General features: G+C 67.4%; 22 protein-coding genes and 2 riboswitches. Of the genes, 11 read left to right on the forward strand and 11 right to left on the reverse strand.

The annotated features are described in order from the left end of the window. Positions 1-33 precede the first annotated feature (33 nt). A riboswitch (TPP riboswitch) is annotated at positions 34-144 on the forward strand. The 5 genes from thiC (at position 135) to AC5Y4H_RS22150 (ending at position 4,868) form a co-directional block, all read left to right on the forward strand. Next, positions 135-1,790 (forward strand): phosphomethylpyrimidine synthase ThiC, encoded by a 1,656-nt coding sequence (gene thiC, locus AC5Y4H_RS22130; RefSeq protein WP_499985086.1) that lies wholly within the window; start codon positions 135-137, stop codon positions 1,788-1,790. Its footprint overlaps the riboswitch before it by 10 nt. 178 nt (positions 1,791-1,968) lie before the next feature. Continuing rightward, positions 1,969-2,796, forward strand: a complete 828-nt coding sequence (thiD, locus tag AC5Y4H_RS22135; protein WP_499985088.1) for a bifunctional hydroxymethylpyrimidine kinase/phosphomethylpyrimidine kinase — start codon at positions 1,969-1,971, stop codon at positions 2,794-2,796. A gap of 73 nt (positions 2,797-2,869) precedes the next feature. Continuing rightward, positions 2,870-3,493, forward strand: a complete 624-nt coding sequence (locus tag AC5Y4H_RS22140; protein ID WP_499985090.1) for an alpha/beta hydrolase family protein — start codon at positions 2,870-2,872, stop codon at positions 3,491-3,493. A gap of 46 nt (positions 3,494-3,539) precedes the next feature. Then, on the forward strand, positions 3,540-3,974 hold the full coding sequence (locus tag AC5Y4H_RS22145) for a MarR family winged helix-turn-helix transcriptional regulator (protein ID WP_499985092.1): 435 nt from the start codon (positions 3,540-3,542) through the stop codon (positions 3,972-3,974). 24 nt (positions 3,975-3,998) lie between these two features. Continuing rightward, positions 3,999-4,868 (forward strand): LLM class F420-dependent oxidoreductase, encoded by an 870-nt coding sequence (locus AC5Y4H_RS22150; RefSeq protein ID WP_499985094.1) that lies wholly within the window; start codon positions 3,999-4,001, stop codon positions 4,866-4,868. Positions 4,869-4,883: 15 nt separating this feature from the next. On the opposite strand, the gene AC5Y4H_RS22155 is transcribed toward AC5Y4H_RS22150, so the two are convergent. The 6 genes from AC5Y4H_RS22155 to AC5Y4H_RS22180 form a co-directional block, all read right to left on the reverse strand. Further along, positions 4,884-6,329: a neutral zinc metallopeptidase gene (locus AC5Y4H_RS22155; RefSeq protein WP_499985097.1), complete on the reverse strand. Its 1,446-nt coding sequence runs from the start codon at positions 6,327-6,329 to the stop codon at positions 4,884-4,886. Positions 6,330-6,541: 212 nt separating this feature from the next. Next, positions 6,542-6,922, reverse strand: coding sequence for a DUF732 domain-containing protein (locus tag AC5Y4H_RS22160; RefSeq protein WP_499985143.1), 381 nt, complete (start codon positions 6,920-6,922; stop codon positions 6,542-6,544). A 161-nt stretch (positions 6,923-7,083) separates the two neighbouring features. Continuing rightward, positions 7,084-8,553, reverse strand: coding sequence for a M28 family peptidase (locus AC5Y4H_RS22165; protein WP_499985099.1), 1,470 nt, complete (start codon positions 8,551-8,553; stop codon positions 7,084-7,086). Beyond that, a complete protein-coding gene (locus AC5Y4H_RS22170; RefSeq protein WP_499985101.1) occupies positions 8,550-10,040 on the reverse strand; it encodes a M28 family metallopeptidase in 1,491 nt (496 codons plus the stop codon). The genes AC5Y4H_RS22165 and AC5Y4H_RS22170 overlap by 4 nt, the downstream gene beginning before the upstream one ends. 53 nt (positions 10,041-10,093) lie before the next feature. Beyond that, positions 10,094-10,519, reverse strand: coding sequence for a DUF2752 domain-containing protein (locus tag AC5Y4H_RS22175; protein ID WP_499985105.1), 426 nt, complete (start codon positions 10,517-10,519; stop codon positions 10,094-10,096). Positions 10,520-10,531: 12 nt separating this feature from the next. Next, positions 10,532-10,879: a CD225/dispanin family protein gene (locus tag AC5Y4H_RS22180; RefSeq protein ID WP_499985107.1), complete on the reverse strand. Its 348-nt coding sequence runs from the start codon at positions 10,877-10,879 to the stop codon at positions 10,532-10,534. Positions 10,880-11,217: 338 nt separating this feature from the next. Here AC5Y4H_RS22180 and AC5Y4H_RS22185 point away from each other — a divergent pair, with 338 nt between their 5' ends. Together AC5Y4H_RS22185 and AC5Y4H_RS22190 are read left to right on the forward strand one after the other, a co-directional pair. Then, positions 11,218-11,748 carry a serine/threonine protein kinase gene (locus AC5Y4H_RS22185; protein WP_499985110.1) on the forward strand — a complete coding sequence of 177 codons (531 nt, stop codon included), beginning with the start codon at positions 11,218-11,220 and terminating at the stop codon, positions 11,746-11,748. 91 nt (positions 11,749-11,839) lie between these two features. After that, entirely contained in the window at positions 11,840-12,361 is a 522-nt protein-coding gene (locus tag AC5Y4H_RS22190; protein WP_499985113.1) for a serine/threonine protein kinase, read from the forward strand. Between the two features lie 3 nt (positions 12,362-12,364). Here AC5Y4H_RS22190 and AC5Y4H_RS22195 read toward each other — a convergent pair whose 3' ends face one another. From AC5Y4H_RS22195 to thiO, 4 genes are all read right to left on the reverse strand, one after another. Continuing rightward, the gene (locus AC5Y4H_RS22195; RefSeq protein ID WP_499985115.1) at positions 12,365-13,132 is read right to left on the reverse strand and encodes an SGNH/GDSL hydrolase family protein; all 768 of its coding nucleotides are present in this window, start codon (positions 13,130-13,132) and stop codon (positions 12,365-12,367) included. After that, positions 13,129-13,887 (reverse strand): thiazole synthase, encoded by a 759-nt coding sequence (locus tag AC5Y4H_RS22200; RefSeq protein ID WP_499985117.1) that lies wholly within the window; start codon positions 13,885-13,887, stop codon positions 13,129-13,131. The genes AC5Y4H_RS22195 and AC5Y4H_RS22200 overlap by 4 nt, the downstream gene beginning before the upstream one ends. Continuing rightward, positions 13,880-14,077 carry a sulfur carrier protein ThiS gene (gene thiS / locus AC5Y4H_RS22205; protein WP_499985146.1) on the reverse strand — a complete coding sequence of 66 codons (198 nt, stop codon included), beginning with the start codon at positions 14,075-14,077 and terminating at the stop codon, positions 13,880-13,882. The genes AC5Y4H_RS22200 and thiS overlap by 8 nt, the downstream gene beginning before the upstream one ends. Positions 14,078-14,126: 49 nt before the next feature. Continuing rightward, entirely contained in the window at positions 14,127-15,158 is a 1,032-nt protein-coding gene (gene thiO, locus AC5Y4H_RS22210; protein ID WP_499985119.1) for a glycine oxidase ThiO, read from the reverse strand. Beyond that, positions 15,151-15,281, reverse strand: a riboswitch (TPP riboswitch). It overlaps the preceding gene by 8 nt. A gap of 37 nt (positions 15,282-15,318) precedes the next feature. Between thiO and thiE the strand changes: the two genes are divergently transcribed. Further along, positions 15,319-16,002: a thiamine phosphate synthase gene (thiE, locus tag AC5Y4H_RS22215; RefSeq protein WP_499985121.1), complete on the forward strand. Its 684-nt coding sequence runs from the start codon at positions 15,319-15,321 to the stop codon at positions 16,000-16,002. On the opposite strand, the gene AC5Y4H_RS22220 is transcribed toward thiE, so the two are convergent. Next, positions 15,974-16,606 carry an NUDIX hydrolase gene (locus AC5Y4H_RS22220; protein ID WP_499985123.1) on the reverse strand — a complete coding sequence of 211 codons (633 nt, stop codon included), beginning with the start codon at positions 16,604-16,606 and terminating at the stop codon, positions 15,974-15,976. The two genes, thiE and AC5Y4H_RS22220, sit on opposite strands and share 29 nt — an antisense overlap. A 140-nt stretch (positions 16,607-16,746) precedes the next feature. Here AC5Y4H_RS22220 and glnX point away from each other — a divergent pair, with 140 nt between their 5' ends. The 3 genes from glnX to AC5Y4H_RS22235 are packed head-to-tail and all read left to right on the forward strand — an operon-like array spanning position 16,747 to position 21,334. After that, the gene (gene glnX / locus AC5Y4H_RS22225; RefSeq protein WP_499985125.1) at positions 16,747-18,066 is read left to right on the forward strand and encodes a protein kinase G-activating protein GlnX; all 1,320 of its coding nucleotides are present in this window, start codon (positions 16,747-16,749) and stop codon (positions 18,064-18,066) included. Continuing rightward, positions 18,066-19,043: a glutamate ABC transporter substrate-binding protein gene (locus AC5Y4H_RS22230; RefSeq protein WP_499985127.1), complete on the forward strand. Its 978-nt coding sequence runs from the start codon at positions 18,066-18,068 to the stop codon at positions 19,041-19,043. Before glnX ends, AC5Y4H_RS22230 begins: the two co-directional genes overlap by 1 nt. Beyond that, positions 19,043-21,334, forward strand: a complete 2,292-nt coding sequence (locus AC5Y4H_RS22235; protein ID WP_499985128.1) for a serine/threonine-protein kinase PknG — start codon at positions 19,043-19,045, stop codon at positions 21,332-21,334. The genes AC5Y4H_RS22230 and AC5Y4H_RS22235 overlap by 1 nt, the downstream gene beginning before the upstream one ends. Positions 21,335-21,395: the final 61 nt, after the last annotated feature.

Raw genomic sequence — 21,395 nt, forward strand, 5'->3', positions numbered from 1 at the left:
CGCGGGGTGGGGGTAACGTCGCGTGCGGACCCATCCATAGGACGCGGGAGCGCACGCCGAGTGCGCTGAGAGGACGGCTCGGGGCCGTCGACCGTACGAACCTGACCGGGTAATGCCGGCGTAGGGAGATGAAAATGACTGATGTCCTTTCCGGAACCGTCGACGCGTCGGTGACCACCGGCCCGATCGCGGGCAGCAGCAAGGCCTACCGCAACATCGAGGGCCCGGACGGGGTCATTCTGCGGGTGCCGCTGCGGCGTGTGCACCTGTCCACCGGCGACGACTTCGACCTGTACGACACGTCGGGGCCATACACCGATCCGGACGCGACGATCGATCTGACGGCCGGGCTGGCGACGCGGCCGGGCGTGGTCCGCGATCGCGGCACCCAGCTGCAGCGCGGCCGCGCCGGCGAGATCACCGCCGAGATGGCCTTCATCGCAGCCCGCGAGGGCATGCCGGCCGAGCTGGTGCGCGACGAGGTCGCGCGGGGCCGTGCGGTGATCCCGGCCAACCACAACCACCCCGAGATCGAGCCGATGATCATCGGCAAGGCTTTTGCGACCAAGGTGAACGCAAACATCGGCAACTCGGCGGTGACGTCCTCGATCGCCGAGGAGGTCGACAAGATGGTGTGGGCCACCCGGTGGGGCGCCGACACCATCATGGACCTGTCCACCGGCAAGAACATCCATGAAACCCGTGAGTGGATCCTGCGGAATTCGCCGGTGCCGGTCGGCACGGTGCCGATCTATCAGGCCCTCGAGAAGACCAAGGGTGATCCGACCGAGCTGACGTGGGAGCTTTACCGCGACACCGTGATCGAGCAGTGCGAGCAGGGCGTCGATTACATGACCGTGCACGCCGGCGTCCTGCTGCGTTATGTGCCGCTGACCGCCAAGCGGGTCACCGGCATCGTCTCCCGAGGCGGCTCGATCATGGCGGCCTGGTGCCTGGCGCATCACCGGGAGTCGTTCCTGTACACCCACTTCGACGAGCTTTGCGAGATCTTCGCCCGCTACGACGTCACCTTCTCCCTCGGCGACGGCCTGCGGCCTGGCTCGATCGCGGACGCCAACGACGCGGCGCAGTTCGCCGAGCTGCGCACCCTGGGCGAGTTGACCAAGATCGCGAAATCCCATGGCGTGCAAGTGATGATCGAGGGACCGGGCCACGTCCCGATGCACAAGATCGTCGAGAACGTGCGGCTGGAAGAGGAGTGGTGCGAGGAGGCCCCGTTCTACACGCTGGGCCCGCTGGCCACCGACATCGCGCCGGCCTACGACCACATCACCTCGGCGATCGGCGCGGCGATCATCGCCCAGGCCGGCACCGCGATGCTCTGCTACGTGACCCCCAAGGAACACCTGGGGCTGCCGGACCGCAAGGACGTCAAGGACGGGGTCATCGCCTACAAGATCGCCGCCCACGCTGGCGACCTGGCCAAGGGCCACCCCCATGCGCAGGAACGCGACAACGCGCTGTCGACGGCACGGTTCGAGTTCCGGTGGAACGACCAGTTCGCGCTGTCGCTCGACCCGGACACCGCGCGGGAGTACCACGACGAGACGCTGCCCGCCGAACCCGCCAAGACCGCGCACTTCTGCTCGATGTGCGGGCCGAAGTTCTGCTCGATGCGCATCACCCAGGATGTCCGCGACTACGCCGCCAAGCACGGCCTGGACAGCGAAGAAGCGATCGAGGCGGCCATGTCCGAGGGCATGGCGGAGAAGTCGCGTGAGTTCGCCGAGCACGGCAACCGGGTGTATCTACCGCTGGCCCAGCAGTGATCGAAAGCGCGGCCGTGGCGATCGCAAGCGCGGCGCAGCCGGGCGCAGCGGGTCGCCACCATCCGGCCGTGGCGATCGCAAGCGCGGCGCAGCCGGACGCAGCGGGTCGCCACCATCCGGCCGTGGCGATCGCAAGCGCGGCGCAGCCGGGCGCAGCGGGTCGCCACCATCTGGCCCAGTGACGTTCCTGCCGCTGCCCGCCCCGGGCACGACGCCGCGGCGGGTGCTGTCCATCGCCGGGTCGGACTCCGGCGGCGGCGCGGGCATCGAAGCCGACATGCGCACGATGGCGCTTTTGGGCGTGCACGCGTGCGTCGCGGTCACCGCGGTCACCGTGCAGAACACGTTGGGCGTGCAAAGTTTTCACGAGGTGCCCGGTGACGTCGTCGCCGGGCAGATCGAAGCCGTGGCCGGCGACATCGGAATCCAGTCCGCCAAGACCGGGATGCTCGCGTCGCCGCGCATCATCGACACCGTGGCCACCACCTGGACCCGCCTCGGGTTGACGGTTCCGCTCGTCGTCGACCCAGTGGCAGCGTCCATGCACGGCGATGCGCTGATGGCGCCGGCCGCCCTGGATTCGCTTCGCAATCAACTGTTTCCGTTGGCGACGCTGGTGACACCGAACCTGGACGAGGTGCGTCTGCTGGTCGACATCGACGTGGTGGACCCGGCGTCACAGCGGGCGGCGGCCAAGGCGCTGCAGGCCCTTGGCCCGAAGTGGGTCCTGGTCAAGGGTGGTCACCTGCGGTCCTCGGATCGCAGCTGCGACCTGCTCTACGACGGCGCCGATTTCCACGAGTTCGACGCGCCGCGGATCTCCACCGGCAACGACCACGGCGGCGGCGACACCCTCGCCAGCGCCGTCGCGTGCGCGCTGGCGCACGACTTCACCGTGCCGGACGCGGTCGGCTTCGGCAAGCGATGGGTCACCGAATGTCTGCGCGCCGCCTACCCGCTGGGCCACGGCCACGGGCCCGTCTCACCACTGTTTCGGCTGTCATGACCGCCCGCCTCTCCCCCGCGAGCGGGCGGTGCCCCCAACCCGCTTCGTTCCGGAGCGCATTGTCGGCGGGCACATGAACCTGGATCAGATCGCGGGCGTCGCGCACGAACCCGACGGCGCACCGGAAGGCGTGGTGGTGCTGACGCACGGCGCCGGCGGTAACCGGGATTCCGTCCTGCTGCAGCAGGTTTGCGACGAATGGGCGCGGCGCGGCTGGCTCGCGGTGCGCTACAACCTGCCCTACCGCCGCCGGCGCCCCACCGGCCCGCCCTCCGGTTCCGCCGCCACCGACCGGGCCGGCATCGTCGAGGCCATCGGATTGTGCCGTGGCTTTGCCGACGGCCCGCTGATCGCCGGTGGACATTCCTATGGCGGGCGGCAGACCTCCATGGTGGTTGCGGCCGGGGAGGCCGCGGTGGACGCGCTGACGCTGTTCTCCTATCCGGTGCATCCCCCCGGCAAACCCGAACGCGCCCGCACCGAACACCTGCCCGACATCACGGTGCCGACGGTGTTCACGCACGGCACGTCGGATCCATTCGGCACACCGGACGAATTGCGTGCAGCCGCCGCGTTGATCACCGGGACGACCGCGGTCGTCGAGATCGCCAGTGCCCGACACGATCTGCGATCCAAGACGTTGAACGTGCCGGCGCTGGCCGTCGATGCCGTCCTGCAGCTGCTCGGCCGGAATTAGGCAGTCAAAACTGGACAGTTTTGACTGTCTACTTTAAAGTGGTTGGGTGGATGGCATCAGCGACTCCGCGGTAGCGGCGGCACGCGATATCCGGGTGGTGTTCAGCCGGCTCCGCCGCCGGTTGAGGGACGTCGCGGTCGACGGTCTGACACCATCGCAGACCGCGGTGCTCACCCGGCTGTGGAAGGACGGGCCGTCGTCGGCCAGCGCATTGGCCGGCGCGGAACAGGTACGGCCCCAGTCGATAGCGACCATTCTGGCCGCCCTGGACCAGCGCGGGCTCATCAAGCGCGCGCCTGACCCGAATGACGGTCGGCGTCAAGTGGTCTCGCTGACCCCGGCCGGCAAACGGCGTGCCGAGAGCGACCGGCGCGCCCGTGAGGAGTGGTTGGCGCGCACCATCCAGGAGCGCTACACCGAGGGCGAGCGGCGCGTCATCGTCGATGCGTTGTCGCTACTCGAGCGCTTGACCGAGCAATGAGGACGCGAAAGGATCTAAGCGGCAATGGAATTGGGATTGCACTTCATCGACTTCCTGCCGGGAGACCCGGCCAGGCTGGGCCCGACACTGACCGAGGCGGCCAGAGCGGCCGAGCAAGGCGGCGCCACCCTGTTCACCCTGGCCGACCACTTCTTCCAGATGGAAGCCATGGGACGGGCGGAAGACCCATTCCTCGAGGGGTACACGTCACTGGGATTTTTGGCCGGACAGACGTCGAGAATCGAACTGAGCCTGCTGGTCACCGGCGTCACCTACCGGTATCCGGGACTGCTGGCCAAGGCGGTCACGACGTTGGACGTCTTGTCGCAGGGCCGGTCGATGCTGGGACTCGGCGCGGCCTGGTACGACCGGGAGCACGCCGCCCTGGGCTTCCCGTATCCGCCGGTGAGCCGGCGCTTCGAGATGCTCGAGGAAACACTGCAGATCTGCCGGCAGATGTGGAGCGACAACGACGGCCCCTACGAAGGCAAGCACTATCAGCTGGCCGAGACGATCTGTTCGCCACAACCGATTCGGCGCCCCCCGGTGCTGATCGGCGGGGACGGTGAGAAGAAGACCCTGCGTCTGGTCGCGCAATACGCCGACATCTGGAATTCCACGGTGACCGACGTCGATGCGATCAGGCACAAGATCGAGGTGCTGCATCGTCATTGCGACGCGGTCGGCCGCGACCCTGGTGAGATCCGCAAAACGGTCGGCTACTTCGTCGATCCGTTCGAGGATCTCGACGGATATCTCGGGACCGTCGAGGGCTACGCAGAACTCGGCGTCGAGCTGGTCAATGCCGGGCCATTCCCCGGTAATCCGGACCCGGTCGGTTTCGTTCGGCGCCTGGGCGACGAGGTGATTCCCCGGCTCGCCGACATAGGTTGACCGGATGACCGTTCGCTATCCGGGATAGCGGGAGTAACAGGCGTCCGCGTTGCCGGTCACGCCTCCGCGGAACGCCGCGATACGAGTGAAGCCGGCCGGCACGCTGGTGCCGTCGGCGTCGCTGGCGACCAGATGGTTGGTGAGCAGGCCGGCAACCGCTTCATCGAGATCACCGGCGGTCAGCAGCAATTGGTTGTGCGACGGCAGGTCGATCGGTTCGGCCATCTTGCGATGCGCCACCCCGGTCAGGCATGCGGTCCGCAGCGCGGTCCACGGGCTCTGCATCGCCAGGCCGCGCTCATGCTGCACCGCCAGCGCGTATCTCGACATCACGACGGACAGCGCGGTGTCGTCGCCTTGCGGGAGGGTCTGTTGCTTCTCGTCGGCGACGGTGCCCATGGCGGCGAGCCCGGGCAGGTCGACCACGATGGTGTTGGTGGCCGGGCAGTAGGACGCCGGTGGGGTTGCCTTGGCGTCCGGGCAATCGGCCGGCTGATAGGACAGCGCCGGAGGGTTGGCCGGGGCGAAGATCTTTCCCAGCAGCTCCATCAAGTTCGACAAGGTGTCCTGGTTGATCGGCACCTCACCGGTCTCCGTTGCCCCGGAGTTGTCGACCCGCAACGCGTTCGGCAGATCGCCGCGGCGCTTCTCGATTTCGTTGCGGTTGATCGCCGCGCAGGCCGAGGCGCCGTTGAGGAAACCCATCTGGAAGGCGCTGACGCGGTCCAGGGCCGAACCGTGCGCGTCGTCGTTCTGTGTCTCGCTGTCCATCACCGGATCACGGGTGGTGATGATCCCCGCCAGCACGTGGTCGAGCCCGTCTGCGGTGCTCAGCGTGAATCGCGGCGACTTGCCGTCGGCGACCCAGTACAGATAGACACCCGCGAAGCAGTCGGCCTGCTGCTCGCGGATGATGGTCGCGTCCCGTCTGGTCACCAGCTTCGCCATCTGCTGCAGCGCATGCCCGAATTCATGCGCCAGCACACCCGTGACGGACATGTCGCCGAAGTACTTCTGCGCGCTGGGCATGAATACGCCGCGATCCCAAGCGATCAAGTTGCACCTGCCGGTATAGAAGGCATTGACGAGTTCGTAGGTCTCGTTGTGGCACACGATCGGACTGCTCGGGTCGGTCGAGTCGTAAGACACCATCTTGCTCAGCGGAACGAACTTGCCCGGCAGCGATCGGTCGTACACCGACTGCCAGTAGTCCTCGATGTCGTTGACCGACAGCAGCCCCAGGGTGTCGATCGGCCCGTTGTCGGTATTGAGCACCTTGCCTTTGGGACTGGGCGCGTTCGAACGGGTTCCGCTGGGCCCGTTGGTCGCCGGCAGACCACCGACCAGAAAGGGATCGTTGAGCATCGACAGCGCGCGCCCGCCGACCACCGTCGTGCAACCGGCGACCACGAGCACCGCCGCCGTCCACACCAGTGCCGACCGGAGTGCACGGCTATTCATGACCAACCTCATCCCGACCGGCTACAGCGCAGCATCAAGGAAACTCATCCTAGAGGCATTGACCCTACACGGCAGCACAAATCGACCAACCCAGCAAACATCGGGCGGGCGCGTTTGCCGAGCGGCGACTCGCGCTTGTCGGTTGTGGCAACTCGATCAGGGTGCCAATCCTGACCCGATGCGCATCGGTGCGCCGAAGCGGGTCCGTGACGCTATGCAGCCCCCGGCGGCGGCAAGGGAATCCAAGGGATGTCCCACCAGGCGGGCGGGGGTGGCGGTTCGGTGGTCGGTTCGTTGAGGTGTTGTGGGCAATAGGCACTGACGGCGCTTGTCGTGAAATGGGTCGCGTCGGCCACGGTGAATCCGGCATTTTCCGACGACACACTCTGGATGACATCGGCCTGGGAGTGGCCCTGGTCCATCAATTCACAGGCCTTCTTGCCGACCCGGATGGCGACGGCGCCGTTCTTGTAAGGGACGCCGGCCTGATCGAGCGCGGCCAAGAAGTTCGCATCTGGGCTGCCGCCCGGCTCGGCCTGTGCTGCCGGGGCCGCCCCGATGACCGCGGCGACGCTCGCCAGCACGAGAAGCATTCGCACGGCTTCATCCTTCTACAAAAAGCCGGTGTTGTCCTGTCACGAATTCGCGTTGATGGGGCGCGGCGAAGGGCGGGTGACAATGACACACCGACTCCGGTGTACCGGCACTCGAACACAGGTTCTGGTACGCCCGCTGGGTGGGACACGCCGCGTCCTCACGGCACCCGGGTGCGATGCCTCTTGTTGTGCGGCGGCACACCGTTGACCCCACCGATCGACTCCGCGTAGCTGCCGACGGCGAACCCGACGCCAGAACCCGTGACCGCCAGAGCATCCCGGTTGATGTTGTCGACGGTGTCGCGAGGGCTCTGGAAGTTCGGGTCGAACGCCACGCCGGCCTGGCCGCCCCATAACCGGGCCTGGACGGGGGTTTTCGGCTGCGAGGCCCCGGTGGTCATGCCCCCGACGGGCACGCCCGCAACCAGGAAGGGGTGGTAGTCGGCCCTGGTGTCCAACGGCATGTCCGCGGGCCGCCGGCCGGCAAGGTTCAGATACCCGGCCAGGGTGCGTTCGATGCCGGCGGAGCCCTCCGGCACATCCGCGGCAGACACACCGGGTCCGGGCGGGCCGGACTGATCGCCGTCGTCGGTGAAGAATCCGGCATTGGGCGAACCCAGCATGGTGAAGTTCAAGTACAGCGCGATGTCATTGAGTTGCTCACGGTCCATGCCGAACACGTAATCCATGACGCCGTTGCGCCCGTCCTCGTCGGCGCCCCAGAACACGAACCGCACCGCGTTGTTCACCGGTGCGAGCGGGCCCAGTTGCAGTGCCGTTTCCAGCACCGCGGCCACTCCGGAGCCGTCATCGTTGATCCCGGGTCCGGCGCGCGAGCCGTCCAGGTGCGCACCCACCACCACGACGTCATTGGCCGAGCCGGTCTTGGTCTGCGCCACCACGTTTCGGGACGTGATCTTGACGTTCTGCGCATCCAGCACCAGCCGGACGGGTGCGGTCGAGCCCGCCAGCGCGGCGGCGCCGGAGGAACCCAGTACGGCGACCGGCACGGTCAGCTGCTTGAAGTAGCCGGTGGTGAACAGAGTGGGTGGGGCTCCACGCCCGGTGGGGGAACTGAGCACGATCAGCGCGCTGGCGCCCTTGGCCACTGCGCTGTTCTGTTTGTCGACCACCGAACACTGCGCGTCGTCGACGACGGCGATCGCACCCTTGGGCACGACGGCCGGGTAATCGTTGGCCCTGCAGCCCGACGGCTGCGCCGGACGGATCGGCTGTCCGGTCAGTCCGCCGGGCGGTGTCTGCACCAGCAGCGACGCCTGGTCGACGGGATAGGTTCGGCCCGCAACGGTCACCGCGGGCTTACCCAGGGACACGGTGTAGAGCCGGTCGAACTGGGGCGTCTGAACGTCGAAACCCTTGTTGTGCAGTGCTTTAGCGACGTATTCCACACTGGCGTTGAAACCCGGCATCCCGTCCGCGCGGTTGCCGCCATTGGCGTTGGCGATGTTCTGCAGGGCGCGCAGGTGCCTCAGCATGCCCTCGGCAGTCACCTTCTTGGCCAGGCTGTGCCCGAGGTCCGGCGTCGCGGCCGGCAGCGCCAGCCGCGTCGACGAGCAACCGGCGACCAAGGCGATCAGCAGCAGGGACGCGCCCAGTCGGGAGATCATGATTTGACGAGCACGTGCCGGGTGCGGTCCGCCATGGCGGGAACGCCGTTGTGCCCGCCGATGTCTTGCGCGTAGAAACCCATCGCGTAAGCCACGCCGCCACCATTGATTCCGAGCGCGGTGCGGTCGACGTGGTCGAGGGTGTCGGTCTTCTGGTGGTAATTGGGGTCGAACGGTTGATCGGCGGTACCGCCCCACAACTTGGCCTGGTCGGCGGACATCTTGCCCTCGGCGCCCGAGAACAGGCCGCCGGCGGGAATCCCCGCCAGGGTGAACCCGTCGTAATCAGACCGGCCGTCGAACGAGGTGTCCTGCGCGGTCTTTCCCGCCGACTTCAGGTACGCGACCAGCGTGCGCTCGATTCCCGCCGAACCCTCGGGCACCACCGGCTGGCCGCGGGCATCCGCGGGCAACGACTGGTCGCCGTCGTAGGTGAAGTAGCCCGGATTCGGCGAGGCGAGCATGTCGAAGTTCAGGTACAGCGCAATGTTTTTCAGCGCCGTCAGGTCCAGTGACTCGACATAGTTACGTGAACCGATCAGCCCGAGTTCCTCCGCACCCCAGAAGCCGAACCGCAGCGCATTGTGCACCGATGGCGAACTACCTAGACGCACAGCGGTTTCCAGCACCGCAGCCACACCAGATCCATTGTCATTGATGCCTGGCCCCTGCGGAACGCTGTCCAGGTGCGCCCCCGCCATCACCACGTCCGTCGCCGATCCGGTTCTGGTCTGCGCAATCACGTTTCGCGCTCGAAAGCTCTGGGCGCTGGCATTGAGTTTGATCGTGGTGGGCCCCGGCTGGCCACGCAACTGCAGCCCCACCGATCGGGTCACGCTCAGCACCGGAATCTTCACCTCGGTGTTTGGCCCCAGCGTGCCGCCCATCTGCTGCTCGTCAACGTTGTCGGCGATGATCATCGCCACGGCGCCACGCTGCGCTGCGGCGTCTTCCTTCTGAGCGAAGGGACAGGTGCCACGATCGACCAGCACCACGGCGCCGCGCAGCGGGAGGTTGGCGTAATCGGAGGCCGCGCAGCCGAGATTGTCCGGCGGCGCGGCGACCAGCGGCCCGCTCACGCCGTCCGGCGCGGTGCCAAGGCTGAAGTCCAGTGCGTGGGCCTCCACCGGCTTACCGCCGACGGTCACCACCGGCTTGTCGCCATGGAACACTCGCGCCGAGAACTCGGGAGTTTGCACGTCGAATCCACTGCCGCGCAGTACATTCACCACGTAATCGACGCTGGCCTCATATCCGGGTGTGCCCACCGCCCGGGTGCCGTTGTTGGCGTTGGCGATGTCTTGCAGCTTGGTCAGGTGTGCCATCATCGCGTCCGTCGTGACTTTGTCGCGCAATGCGGAGGCGAATTCGCCCGCGGCGGGATGTGTTTGCTGCGAGTCAGACGACCGATGGAAGCAGCCGGTCGAGACCGCGGTCAGGGCGACCACCGCGAGCAACGCCGGAATCGTCGTGGATTTGTTCACCATCGCGCCCCAGGTTAGACCGCGGCCCGGGCGGGCCGGTTCAGGACACGGCGGTGTCAGACATACAGAGCGCTGAGGGGCCAAACGGGGACGTTGCGCACCACGAACCAGGCCAACATCAACGACAGTGTCGCGACCGCCGCCCAGCGTCGGTGCTGCCAACCGCGGATCCGCCGGCCCACCAGGCGCCCGTAGGTCCAGGAGACATACGCCCACACCAACAGCACGACAGCCGCCAGGCCCAACGCGTTGAACCTGGCGGCCGCCAGGAGATTGCCGTGCATGAGCGAATACACCATGCGCAAGCTGCCGCATCCGGGACAGTCGATACCCAGCAATGCCTTGGTCGGGCATACCGGCAGCGGGCCGTTCGGCGTGGTCGGATCACCCGCCCAGATGGCGGCGCACATCAGCGTCGTGGATGCCGCCACCACCAGTGGTGCAACCAGATTCGCGTGCGCCGCCCCCCAGCGGGTCACCATGCTCGACAGACTTTAGAACATCGCGGCGAGCGCCGCGTTGGTGTTCGTGTTCAGCGCACCGATCGCCATCAAAATGCCGTAGATGATGCCTACGACGACGCCGATGACGGCCGACCAGATCACCCATCTCTTGGCGCTCTCGGCGGACGCTTGCGCCTCGGCGTAGCGTCCCTGCGCCCACAACCCATTGACCTGGCTCGACTTGACGATCGCCACGATCCCGAAGGGAAGACAGCAGAAGAGGGTCGCCAGGATCGACCACACCAGATAGTTATTCGGCGCTTGGCCGGCTGGCTGCTGCGGCGGGTAACCGGGAGACGGCGGCGGATAATCCGGCGGCGGCGGAGGGGGTTGTGTCATGGATTCTCCAGTCAAGAGAAGTTAGCTGACGTAAAGCGGTGCTAACCATACCCGAGCGGACTCTGATCGGCACTAGCAATGAAGAATCTTGTGTAGGCGGCCCCGCGCGCGAGACACCGACAACAATTCGGCTCTGCCGGCAAAACCTGGATTAACGGCATGCCTCAACATAATTCGGGTTTCTGCGCGACGGCGGGCGCGCCACTGTCGTTTTCCTGGCCGTCCGCGGCTTGAGCGGAGGAAGGATGCCCACACAGACAATTGCCAACGGAATGTGTTGCTTTACTACGACATAGCCCTACTATCCGTGTTTAGAAGCGGGCGTTTAGGAGCCATTCATGTCTGATTTCAGCAACGCGCTGAGGGCGGCCACCGTAACGACGCTCACCGCAGGTTTGGCCTTAGCGGGCAACGCCCCGGCGACGGCCGATCCGGCCACCACCGGGAGCTCTTCGGATATCAACGCGCTTGCGGCCACGCTGTCGAAGGGCTACGGCCTGAACAACTGCACCGCCCAGAACATCGACCGCAGCACACAACTGGCCGTGCTCACCTGCGGGCAGAGCCCCGATCCGCGCGGACCGGCACAGGCCAAGTACGTCCTGTTCACCAATGCCGACAACTTGGCCACTTCGTTCAGGGCGACTATCAATGAGGACGTGCTGACCCCATGCGGGGACGCCGGCCAGTCGCCGTCGAGCTGGCACAAAGACGGTTCTGCCGCCAGCGCCGGGCAGGCGGCCTGCGGCACCTACCGAAACGCCGCCGAGATCATCTGGACGACGGACGCCAACCACACATTGAGTTACCTGCGCGCGTCCAACGCCGACGTTACGGCGCTTTACCAGTGGTGGCGCGCAAACGGGTGACGTTCCCGCTGCGCCGCAACCGATTCCGTCAACCGAAATCCGAGAAACGTTCGCCCCTCTTCATTTCCATCAACCGCAAGGAGTCAAACAAATGTCACATCGGAACACCGCACTGCGAGTCGCGTCGGCCGCGGCTATCACCGGCAGTTTGGCTTTAACGGGTGCCACCGCCGCGAACGCCGAACCCAACACCGGCAACGCGACGGACATGAACACGCTGGCCGCCTCGCTGTCGAAGGGCTACGGCCTGAACAACTGCAAGCCGCAAGAGCTCTCCGAAACCGGCGAACTGGCCGAACTGGTGTGTGGGCAGAGCCCCGACGCGAGCGGACCCGGTTCCGGCGTCTACGCGCTGTTCTCCAACAGCACGAACCTTGCCTCCGCCTTCAGTTCCACCATCAAAGACGTGTCCCTGGCCGCGTGTGGGGACGCCGGGGCATCGCCCGGAACGTGGAAACAGAACGGTCAGACGGGCGGCCAGATCGCTTGCGGCACATACAAGAACTACGCGACGTTGACCTGGACCACCGATGCCAAGAACGTGTTGGGCCACCTGACCTCATCCAATTCCGATGTCAATGCGCTCTATCAGTGGTGGCGCACGAACGGCTGACGTCTACAGCTGAGCCGCAATCAGATCCGCTACCGCCCGCATCCCGGCCGCGTTCGGGTGTAACGGAGCGGGACGGCCCGGCAGTGGAATGCCGAGGCGTGCCGGCAGCGTCGTCCACGGCTCTGCCGACCACGCGTGATGTTCGCGACCCGCCGCGCCGGCGCGGATCACTTCGCAACCCGTCGCCGCGGCGGCGTCCGCCGTCATCGTTTCCAGGGTGGCGGCCACGTGCCGGCCCAGGTCGGCATCGGCAGGCGAGAGCGGCGCGGACGGCGCGCCCGGCGGCGGCAAAATAGTCAGGTAGTCGACGAAGAAGATTCGTGCCCGCGCCGATCGCTGACGCAGCGTACGGCCGACCGCACACAGCGATTCAAACACCGCGTCCAGGGCCCGATCCCGCGCCGGGCGATCCAGTAGGTCACAGATGCGATCCCCGAGCAGCGGCAGGTGACGTAGCGAATGCGGCAGTGCCGCGGCCATCAACAGCGGAACATAGCCGACGTCATTGCCGCCGATGGTCACGGTGACCAGGCTCTCGGTGCCGTCCAGCGCGGCGATTTGCGGTGGTGCGCCGTGCTGGCGCTCGGTGAGCACGTTTGCGGTGGTCGCACCGGAGAAGGTGACGTCGACCAAGTCATGCCGGTATCGCTGCGCGATCAGATGCGCATAGTTGCGTGCGGATCGGCCCGACCAGCACGGAGCGCCGGCGGCGCGGGGCCGGATTCCAGGACCGGCGGCCATCGAACTGCCCAGCGCCACATAACGACTCATGGTTGCGGGCTCGAAGCCTGCGCCCAGAATCGCTTCGGGATCCGGCCGGCGCGCCGGGCCAGATAGCCGGCGGTCACGGCGGCGGCCATCGCGGCGGCCATCGCGACCGGATCGGCGGCCCGGGTCACCGCGGTGGCCAACAGCACGGCGTCGCAACCCAATTCCATCGCCAGTGCGGCGTCACTGGCCGTCCCGATGCCCGCGTCGAGCACCACCGGAACGCCGGCCCGGGCGACGATCATTTCGATATTGTGCGGATTGGTGATGCCGAGCCCGGTGCCGATCGGCGAACCCAGCGGCATGACCGCCGCGCACCCTGCGTCCTCGAGCCGGCGCGCCAGCACCGGATCATCGTTGGTGTAGGGCAGAACGACGAACCCGTCATCGATTAATTGCTCTGCGGCTCGCACCAATTCGACCGCGTCGGGCAGTAGCGTGCGTTCGTCGGCGATCACCTCGAGCTTGATCCAGTTGGTGTTCAGCGCTTCGCGCGCCAGCTGCGCGGTGAGCACGGCCTCGGCCGCGCCGCGGCATCCCGCGGTGTTGGGCAGCGGCGTGATGCCTAGCCGGTTGAGGAGGTCGAGCAGGCCGGTGCCGCCCTCGGCGTCTACCCGGCGGATGGCGACGGTGGTCAGTTCCGTGCCCGAGGCCACCAGTGCCTCTTCGAGCACCGCGAGGTTGCTCGCTCCCCCGGTGCCCATGATGAGGCGCGACGCGAAGCTGCGGTCGCCAATGGTCAGTTTCGAATCAGCCACCTTGCACCGCCGTCACTATCTCGAGCCGGGCGCCGTCGAAAAGTGCCGTGCCCCAACGGGATCGCGGTATCACCTCATCGCCCATGGCCACTGCGACGCCCCGGTCCGGAAAACCCATGGAATGCAGTAGCGCGGCGACCGTGATATGCGCGTCGACATCGACCTTCTGCTCGTTGACCACGACGACCATCAGCGCCACTCCTCCTCATCGCTTCGCTCTGCATCGTCGCAGCGCGCGATCATTGGTGTGCTCCCACCGGGGCCAGTTCGGAGACAATCTGTTCTGCCGTCCAGGGCGCCAACAGAAACCCCGATCGGCCATGGCCTGCGGCGACCAGCGTTCGCCCGTCCAGGCGATGCACCAACGGCAGATTGTCGGGTGTCATGGGACGCAGCCCGGCGGCGCACTCGGCCAGCTCGTATTCACCCAGCGCCGGCAGCACCGCGCACGCGTCGTCGAGCAGGTCACGCACCCCGGAAACGACCGGGGCGGTGTCGCGGCCGTGTTCATACTGGGTGGCGCCGACGACCACCCCGTCGGCGCGCGGCACCAGGTACACCTGCCGTCCGTGCACTCGGGCGCGAATAACCCGCTGCGGCAACGGCATACAACCCTTACGCCACCGCAGTCGCAGCACTTCGCCCTTCACCGGGCGCACCGGCAGGCCGGGCCACAGCGCCGGCGCGTCGATGCCGTTGGCGATCACCACCGCGTCGGCCTCGACGCGCGACAACTCGCGCACCGGCGGCGCCCACGACACCCCATGGCGCTCACAGTCCGCGGCCAACGCGTCCAGCACCGCCCTGTTGTCCACGGCCAGCTCGGTGGGCGCCCGAAAGCCGTGCCGGATGCCCTGCGCCAGCAGCGGTTCGGCATCGCGGACGGCTGACTCCCAGACGACCGGGTGCCCCTGGGCGGACAACCACTCCGCAACGGTGCGCAGGTCGGCGACATCGGCGCGGTCGACGGCCACCACCAACGACTCGCGGGCGGTGACCACTTCGGGCGGCAACCCGTCCAGGAACCCGCCCTCGCGCCACAGCCGCAGCGATTCCAGGCCCAGCCGCAGCAGCCGCTCTTCGCCGGGCCAGCCCTCGCTGTGCGGCGCGAGCATGCCGCCGGCGACCCAGGATGCGCCCTTGTGGTCGCTGCGGTGCACCCGTACCGACCACCCGGCCTGAGCGGCGCGGCGCGCCACCGCGAGCCCGATGACGCCGCCGCCGATGACGGCAAGGGACCCCAGCGGGGGGCCCGGGGGAATCCCGGTCATTCTCGAGCCTCCCTTCGCCGGCATTACCCGGATCAGGTGTGACGGTAAGGGCAAGCCCGGGTGGCTCCGGCTGTGCCCACTCTCAGCCCCGCAGCTATACCCGGGACTCCCGTGTCTAGTAGTTCTCTTCGGCTCCACGCTAGCGCGCTAGCGTCTCCGTGTGCAGCGTCCCGTTGATAGCCGACTTTCCGCACTGGCCACCGCGCGGCTGTATCTGTGCACCGACGCGCGGCGTGAGCACGGCGATTTGGCGGAGTTCGCCGATGCCGCCCTGGCCGGCGGCGTGGATATCATCCAGCTGCGTGACAAGGGATCGGCCGGTGAGCAGCGGTTCGGCCCGCTCGAAGCGCGTGCCGAGCTGGCGGCGTGCCAGATCCTCGCCGACGCGGCCCGCCGGCACGGCGCCATGTTCGCCGTCAACGACCGCGCCGACATCGCCCGCGCGGCCGGCGCCGACGTGCTGCACCTCGGGCAGGGTGACCTGCCGCTGGACGTCGCCCGCGACATCGTCGGGCCGGAGATGATCCTCGGACTGTCCAGCCATGACCCTGAGCAGGCGGCCGCCGCGGCGGCCGGCCCGGCCGATTACTTCTGCGTCGGTCCGTGTTGGCCCACACCCACCAAACCAGGCCGCCAGGCGCCGGGCCTGGGGCTGGTGCGGACCGTCGCCGAGCTCGGAACCGACAAGCCGTGGTTCGCGATCGGCGGCATCGACGAGCAGCGGCTGCCTCAGGTGCGCGACGCCGGTGCCGGGCGCATCGTGGTGGTGCGGGCGATCACCGCGGCCGCCGATCCCCGGGCCGCGGCCGAGCGGCTCAGTTCGGCGCTGGCAGCAGCGAGCTGATCCGGCGGGTCAGCTGAGAGGGCTCCTGGCCTGCCTCACCGGGCATACACCAGACGAAGACGCCGGTCTCGATCTCGATTGTGCGCGGTAGGTATTGGCGTCGTTCGTCGGCGTGGTCCAGCGGCAATACCGCCGGGGCGGTGCGCAGCCGCTCCCAGCTGGACGCGAAGCCGGGATGCAGCGGCAGGTCGGCCACCTCATTTTCGGCGACCCAACGCATCTCGGCGCTTTCCCGGTTGGGCACCGTGTGCAGCAACTCCTCGGCGTCGGCGACGACGGTGGTGTAGCTCCAGTGCGTGCCGGCCATCCCGGCGACCTCCGCCGTGACGACGGTCGCACGGACGACGAGTCGCTCACCCGGCAGTCCGGCCTCCTCGTTTGCCTCGCGGACCGCGGTTTCCTCCGGCGTTTCGTGGCTGTCCCGGGCGCCGCCCGGCAACCCCCAGGTCCCGCCCTGATGGCTCCACACCGCGCGATGCTGCAGCAGCACCGCGGGCGTGCCGTCGGGGCGCGGGGCCCGCAGCAGCAAACCGGCCGCGCCGAAGCGGCCCCAGTAATGGGCGCCGCGCTCGGATATCACCCAGCCGTCACCGTCGCCCTGCACCGGTTCAGGATATGCAGACTTGGTTGGGGCGTCGCCAATTGCGTCCGCCTCCACCCATCCACCTGAACATGCTCTTAGACTTCGCTTATAGAGGTCCGTGCAGCGAAATCCAGTGGCCGAGAGACGAGGGCTGATAAGACGTGACGGTTGAGCTGGCGCACCCGTCGACCGAGCCGCAGGGATCGCGGTCACCGGCCGAACCAGCCCATCCACGCTGGTGGTTCATCTCGACGACGCCGGGCCGCATCCTGACGATCGGCATCGTGCTGGCGGCGCTCGGCGGGATCAGCGCCTTCGCCACCTCGACCACCATCAACCACCGGCAACAGGTGCTCACCACGGTGCTCAACCACACCGAGCCGCTGTCGTTCGCCGCCGGGCGGCTCTACACCACCCTGTCCGTGGCCGACGCCGCGGCGGCCACCGCGTTCATCGCCGAGGCCGAGCCGCAACCCGTCCGTCAGCGCTACGAGCAGGCCATCACTGACGCGTCGGTGGCCGTGACCAGGGCTTCGAGCGGGCTCACCGACGAACCGCTGGTGCAGTTGCTGGGCCGGATCAACGCCGAGCTGGCCGTCTACACCGGCCTGATCGAAATCGCCAGAACAAACAACCGGGAGGGCAACCCGGTCGGCTCGTCATACCTGTCGGAGGCGTCGGGGCTGATGCAATCGACGATCCTGCCCGACGCGGCGCGGCTCTACCAGGCGACCTCGCAGCGGGTGGACGCCGAAACCACCGCGTCGACGCAGATCCCGGCGCCGGTCATCATGGTGGTCGGCGCGACCGTGATCTTCGGCGCGTTCTCCCACCGCTGGCTGGCGCGGCGGACCCGGCGCCGAATCAACCCGGGTTTGGTGGTCGGCGCACTCGCTATTCTCGTCATGGTGGTGTGGGTTGGGACTGCGCTGACCATTTCTACGACGGCCAGTCGTAGTGCGAAGGACACTGCCGCGGAATCCCTCAAGACCGTCACCAACGTCGCGATCACCGCCCAGCAGGCGCGCGCCGACGAGACGCTGTCCCTGATCCGTCGCGGGGACGAAGAGAAGCGCAAGCAGTCGTTCTACCAGCGCATCGATTCCATGCACCGGCAACTCGACCAATACATGTCCCGCAGCGATGCCGTCGACAAGCCGGACCTGGAGGGCGCCGACCAGCTGCTGCTGCGCTGGCGCCAGGCCAACGACCGGATCACCTCCTACATCTCCGTGGGTAACTACCGGGCCGCAACGCAGGTCGCCCTGGGCAGCAGCGAAGAAGACTCCACCCCGGCGTTCGACAAGCTGGATGGTGAGCTGGTCAAGGCCATGGACCAGGGCCGCATCACCCTGCGCAACGACGTCATCAACGCCCGCAGCGGGCTGTCCGGCGCCCAGGTGGGTGGCGTGGTGCTCAGCCTCGGCGCCGCGATCGCGGTCGCGCTGGGGCTGTGGCCGAGGCTGAAAGAGTACCGATAATGGTCCGGCCGCCCTTCCTTCGCTGGGCTTGCACCGCGGCCGCCGCGGTGGTGGTGTTGGCGGGTTGCGGACACACCGAATCGCTGCGGGTGGCCAGCGTGCCGACGTTGCCGCCCCCGACACCGGTCGGCATGGAGCAGTTGCCGCCGCAACCGCCGCTGCCGCCGGACGGCCCCAATCAAGGCTGCGATCTGACGGCCAGCCTGCGCCCCTTCGCCACCAAGGCGGAGGCGGACGCGGCGGTCGCCGACATCCGGGCCCGCGGCCGGCTGATCGTCGGGCTCGACATCGGCAGCAACCTGTTCAGCTTCCGTGACCCGATCACCGGTGAGATCACCGGTTTCGATGTCGACATCGCCGGAGAGATCGCGCGCGACATCTTCGGCGCCCCGTCGCACGTCGAGTATCGGATCCTGTCGTCGGATGAGCGGGTCACCGCGTTGCAGAACTCCGAGGTGGATGTCGTCGTCAAGACCATGACCATCACCTGCGACCGGCGCAAGCTGGTGAACTTCTCAACCGTCTACCTCGACGCCAACCAGCGCATCCTGGCCCCCCGCGACTCGTCAATCGTCAAGGTCTCCGACCTGTCCGGCAAGCGCGTCTGCGTGGCCAAGGGCACCACGTCGCTGCACCGCATCCAGCAGATCGACCCACCACCGGTCGTGGTCTCGGTGGTTAACTGGGCCGATTGCCTGGTGGCGATGCAACAGCGGGAGATCGACGCGGTCAGCACCGATGATTCGATCCTGGCCGGGCTGGTCGAAGAGGATCCCTATTTGCACATCGTCGGCCCCAATATGGCCACTCAGCCCTATGGCATCGGGGTCAATCTGAACAACACGGGACTGGTGCGGTTCGTCAACGGAACCCTGGAACGGATCCGCCGGGACGGGACGTGGAACACGTTGTACCGCAAGTGGTTGACGGTGCTGGGGCCCGCGCCGGCCCCGCCCACGCCGAGGTATCTGGACTGATGGCCGAGCCGGACAAGCAAACCGAGCAGCCGGAAACCGGCGCGGAAGACGCTGCGGACGTGGGCGCGGGCACCCAACCCGCCGACGTTCAGAGCGGCGCGACGACGGGGCGGCTGCAGGCCACGCAGGCACTGTTCCGTCCCGACTTCGACGACGACGATGATGACGACTTTCCGCACATCACGTTGGGCGCCTTGGACACCGATCCTCAGGACCGCATGACGGTGGCGACGCGATCGCTGCCCGCGGTCAGACAGCTCGGCGGTGGGCTGGTCGAGATCCCGCGCGGACGCGACATCGATCCGCTAGAAGCCCTGATGACCAACCCGGTGGTACCGGAGTCCAAGCGGTTCTGCTGGAACTGCGGAAAGCCGGTCGGCCGGTCCAGCAAGAAAACGAAGGGAACCTCGGAGGGTTGGTGCCCGTCCTGCGGCAGCCCGTACTCGTTTCTCCCACAGCTCAATCCGGGCGACATCGTCGCCAACCAGTATGAGGCCAAGGGCTGCATCGCCCACGGCGGTCTGGGCTGGGTCTATCTGGCGGTCGACCACAACGTCAACGACCGGCCCGTGGTGCTCAAGGGTTTGGTGCACTCCGGCGACGCGGAGGCGCAGGCGATCGCGATGGCCGAACGACAGTTCCTGGCCGAGGTGGTCCACCCGCAGATCGTGCAGATCTTCAATTTCGTCGAACACGTCGACCAGCACGGGAATCCGGTCGGCCTCATCGTCATGGAGTACGTCGGCGGTCAGCCGCTCAAGCACGGCAAGGGCGAGAAGCTGCCCGTCGCGGAGGCGGTCGCCTACCTGCTGGAGATCCTGCCCGCCCTGAGCTATCTGCACTCCATCGGCCTGGTCTACAACGACCTGAAGCCGGAAAACATCATGCGCACCGAAGAGCAGCTCAAGTTGATCGACCTAGGTGCGGTGTCACGGATCAATTCCTTCGGATACCTCTATGGCACACCGGGTTTCCAGGCGCCCGAGATCGTGCGCACCGGCCCGACGGTGGCCACCGACATTTACACGGTGGGCCGCACACTGGCCGCGCTCACGCTCAATCTGCAGACCCGCAACGGCCGCTACGTCGATGGGCTGCCCGAGCACGACCCGGTGTTGACCACCTACGACTCCTTCCGCCGGTTGTTGCGCCGCGCCACCGACCCCGACCCGCGGCGCCGGTTCGGCAGCACCGAGGAGATGTCCGCCCAGTTGATGGGTGTGTTGCGCGAGGTAGTCGCCCATGACAGCGGGGTGCCGCGGCCCGGCCTGTCGACCATCTTCAGCCCCAGCCGCTCGACGTTCGGGGTCGACTTGCTGGTCGCCCACACCGACGTGTACCTGGACGGTCAGGTCCACTCGGAGAAGCTCACCGCCCGCGAAATCGTTACCGCACTGCAGGTTCCGCTGGTCGATCCGGCCGACGTCGCCGCTCCCGTCCTGCAGGCGACCGTGTTGTCCCAGCCGGTGCAGACCCTGGACTCGTTGCGCGCGGCCCGGCACGGGACGCTGGACGCCGACGGCGTCGAGGTGTCCGAATCGGTGGAGCTGCCCCTGATGGAGGTCCGCGCGCTGCTGGATCTCGGCGATGTGGCCAAGGCGACCCGCAAGCTCGACGACCTGGCCGAGCGTGTCGGCTGGCAATGGCGATTGGTGTGGTACAAGGCCGTCGCCGAGCTGCTCACCGGCGACTATGACTCGGCCACAACGCATTTCATCGAAGTGCTGGACACCTTCCCCGGCGAGCTGGCACCCAAGCTGGCGTTGGCGGCCACCGCCGAACTGGCCGGCGATGTGGACGACCACAAGTTCTACGAGACGGTGTGGAAGACCAACGACGGGGTGATCTCGGCCGCGTTCGGTTTGGCCAGAACGCTGTCCGCGGAAGGGGATCGGGCCGCCGCGGTGCGCACGCTGGACGAGGTCCCGGCCACGTCCCGGCACTTCACCACCGCCCGACTGACCAGCGCGGTGACGCTGCTGTCCGGACGGACCAAGAGCGAGATCACCGAGGAGGACATCCGCGACGCGGCCAGGCGGGTGGAGGCGCTGCCGCCCACCGAACCCCGCGTGCTGCAGATCCGCGCCCTGGTGCTGGGCTGTGCGATGGACTGGCTGGAGGACAACAAGGCCAGCACCAACCACATCCTCGGCTTCCCCTTCACCGAGCACGGGCTGCGGCTCGGAGTCGAGGCGTCGCTGCGCAATCTGGCCCGTGTCGCCCCGACCCAGCGGCACCGCTATGCACTGGTGGACATGGCGAACCGGGTGCGCCCCACCAGTACGTTCTAGGGTTTCACTGTCGGGTTTGGGTCGGGCCCAGCTTTGGACCCGCCTGGATCGCCTGTGACTC

This window comes from Mycobacterium sp. NGS58, from assembly GCF_059812385.1.

What these genes read in the sequence shown, in the direction of transcription:
- thiS (WP_499985146.1), bottom strand. Translation starts at nt 14,077, where the DNA reads ATGGTCGTCGTGGTCAACGAGCAGAAGGTCGATGTCGACGCGCATATC.
- AC5Y4H_RS22140 (WP_499985090.1), top strand. Translation starts at nt 2,870, where the DNA reads ATGAACCTGGATCAGATCGCGGGCGTCGCGCACGAACCCGACGGCGCA.
- AC5Y4H_RS22175 (WP_499985105.1), bottom strand. Translation starts at nt 10,519, where the DNA reads ATGGTGACCCGCTGGGGGGCGGCGCACGCGAATCTGGTTGCACCACTG.
- AC5Y4H_RS22185 (WP_499985110.1), top strand. Translation starts at nt 11,218, where the DNA reads ATGTCTGATTTCAGCAACGCGCTGAGGGCGGCCACCGTAACGACGCTC.
- AC5Y4H_RS22180 (WP_499985107.1), bottom strand. Translation starts at nt 10,879, where the DNA reads ATGACACAACCCCCTCCGCCGCCGCCGGATTATCCGCCGCCGTCTCCC.
- AC5Y4H_RS22195 (WP_499985115.1), bottom strand. Translation starts at nt 13,132, where the DNA reads ATGAGTCGTTATGTGGCGCTGGGCAGTTCGATGGCCGCCGGTCCTGGA.
- AC5Y4H_RS22235 (WP_499985128.1), top strand. Translation starts at nt 19,043, where the DNA reads ATGGCCGAGCCGGACAAGCAAACCGAGCAGCCGGAAACCGGCGCGGAA.
- thiO (WP_499985119.1), bottom strand. Translation starts at nt 15,158, where the DNA reads ATGACCGGGATTCCCCCGGGCCCCCCGCTGGGGTCCCTTGCCGTCATC.
- AC5Y4H_RS22150 (WP_499985094.1), top strand. Translation starts at nt 3,999, where the DNA reads ATGGAATTGGGATTGCACTTCATCGACTTCCTGCCGGGAGACCCGGCC.
- AC5Y4H_RS22170 (WP_499985101.1), bottom strand. Translation starts at nt 10,040, where the DNA reads ATGGTGAACAAATCCACGACGATTCCGGCGTTGCTCGCGGTGGTCGCC.
- AC5Y4H_RS22155 (WP_499985097.1), bottom strand. Translation starts at nt 6,329, where the DNA reads ATGAATAGCCGTGCACTCCGGTCGGCACTGGTGTGGACGGCGGCGGTG.
- AC5Y4H_RS22190 (WP_499985113.1), top strand. Translation starts at nt 11,840, where the DNA reads ATGTCACATCGGAACACCGCACTGCGAGTCGCGTCGGCCGCGGCTATC.
- AC5Y4H_RS22165 (WP_499985099.1), bottom strand. Translation starts at nt 8,553, where the DNA reads ATGATCTCCCGACTGGGCGCGTCCCTGCTGCTGATCGCCTTGGTCGCC.
- AC5Y4H_RS22230 (WP_499985127.1), top strand. Translation starts at nt 18,066, where the DNA reads ATGGTCCGGCCGCCCTTCCTTCGCTGGGCTTGCACCGCGGCCGCCGCG.
- AC5Y4H_RS22160 (WP_499985143.1), bottom strand. Translation starts at nt 6,922, where the DNA reads ATGCTTCTCGTGCTGGCGAGCGTCGCCGCGGTCATCGGGGCGGCCCCG.
- thiC (WP_499985086.1), top strand. Translation starts at nt 135, where the DNA reads ATGACTGATGTCCTTTCCGGAACCGTCGACGCGTCGGTGACCACCGGC.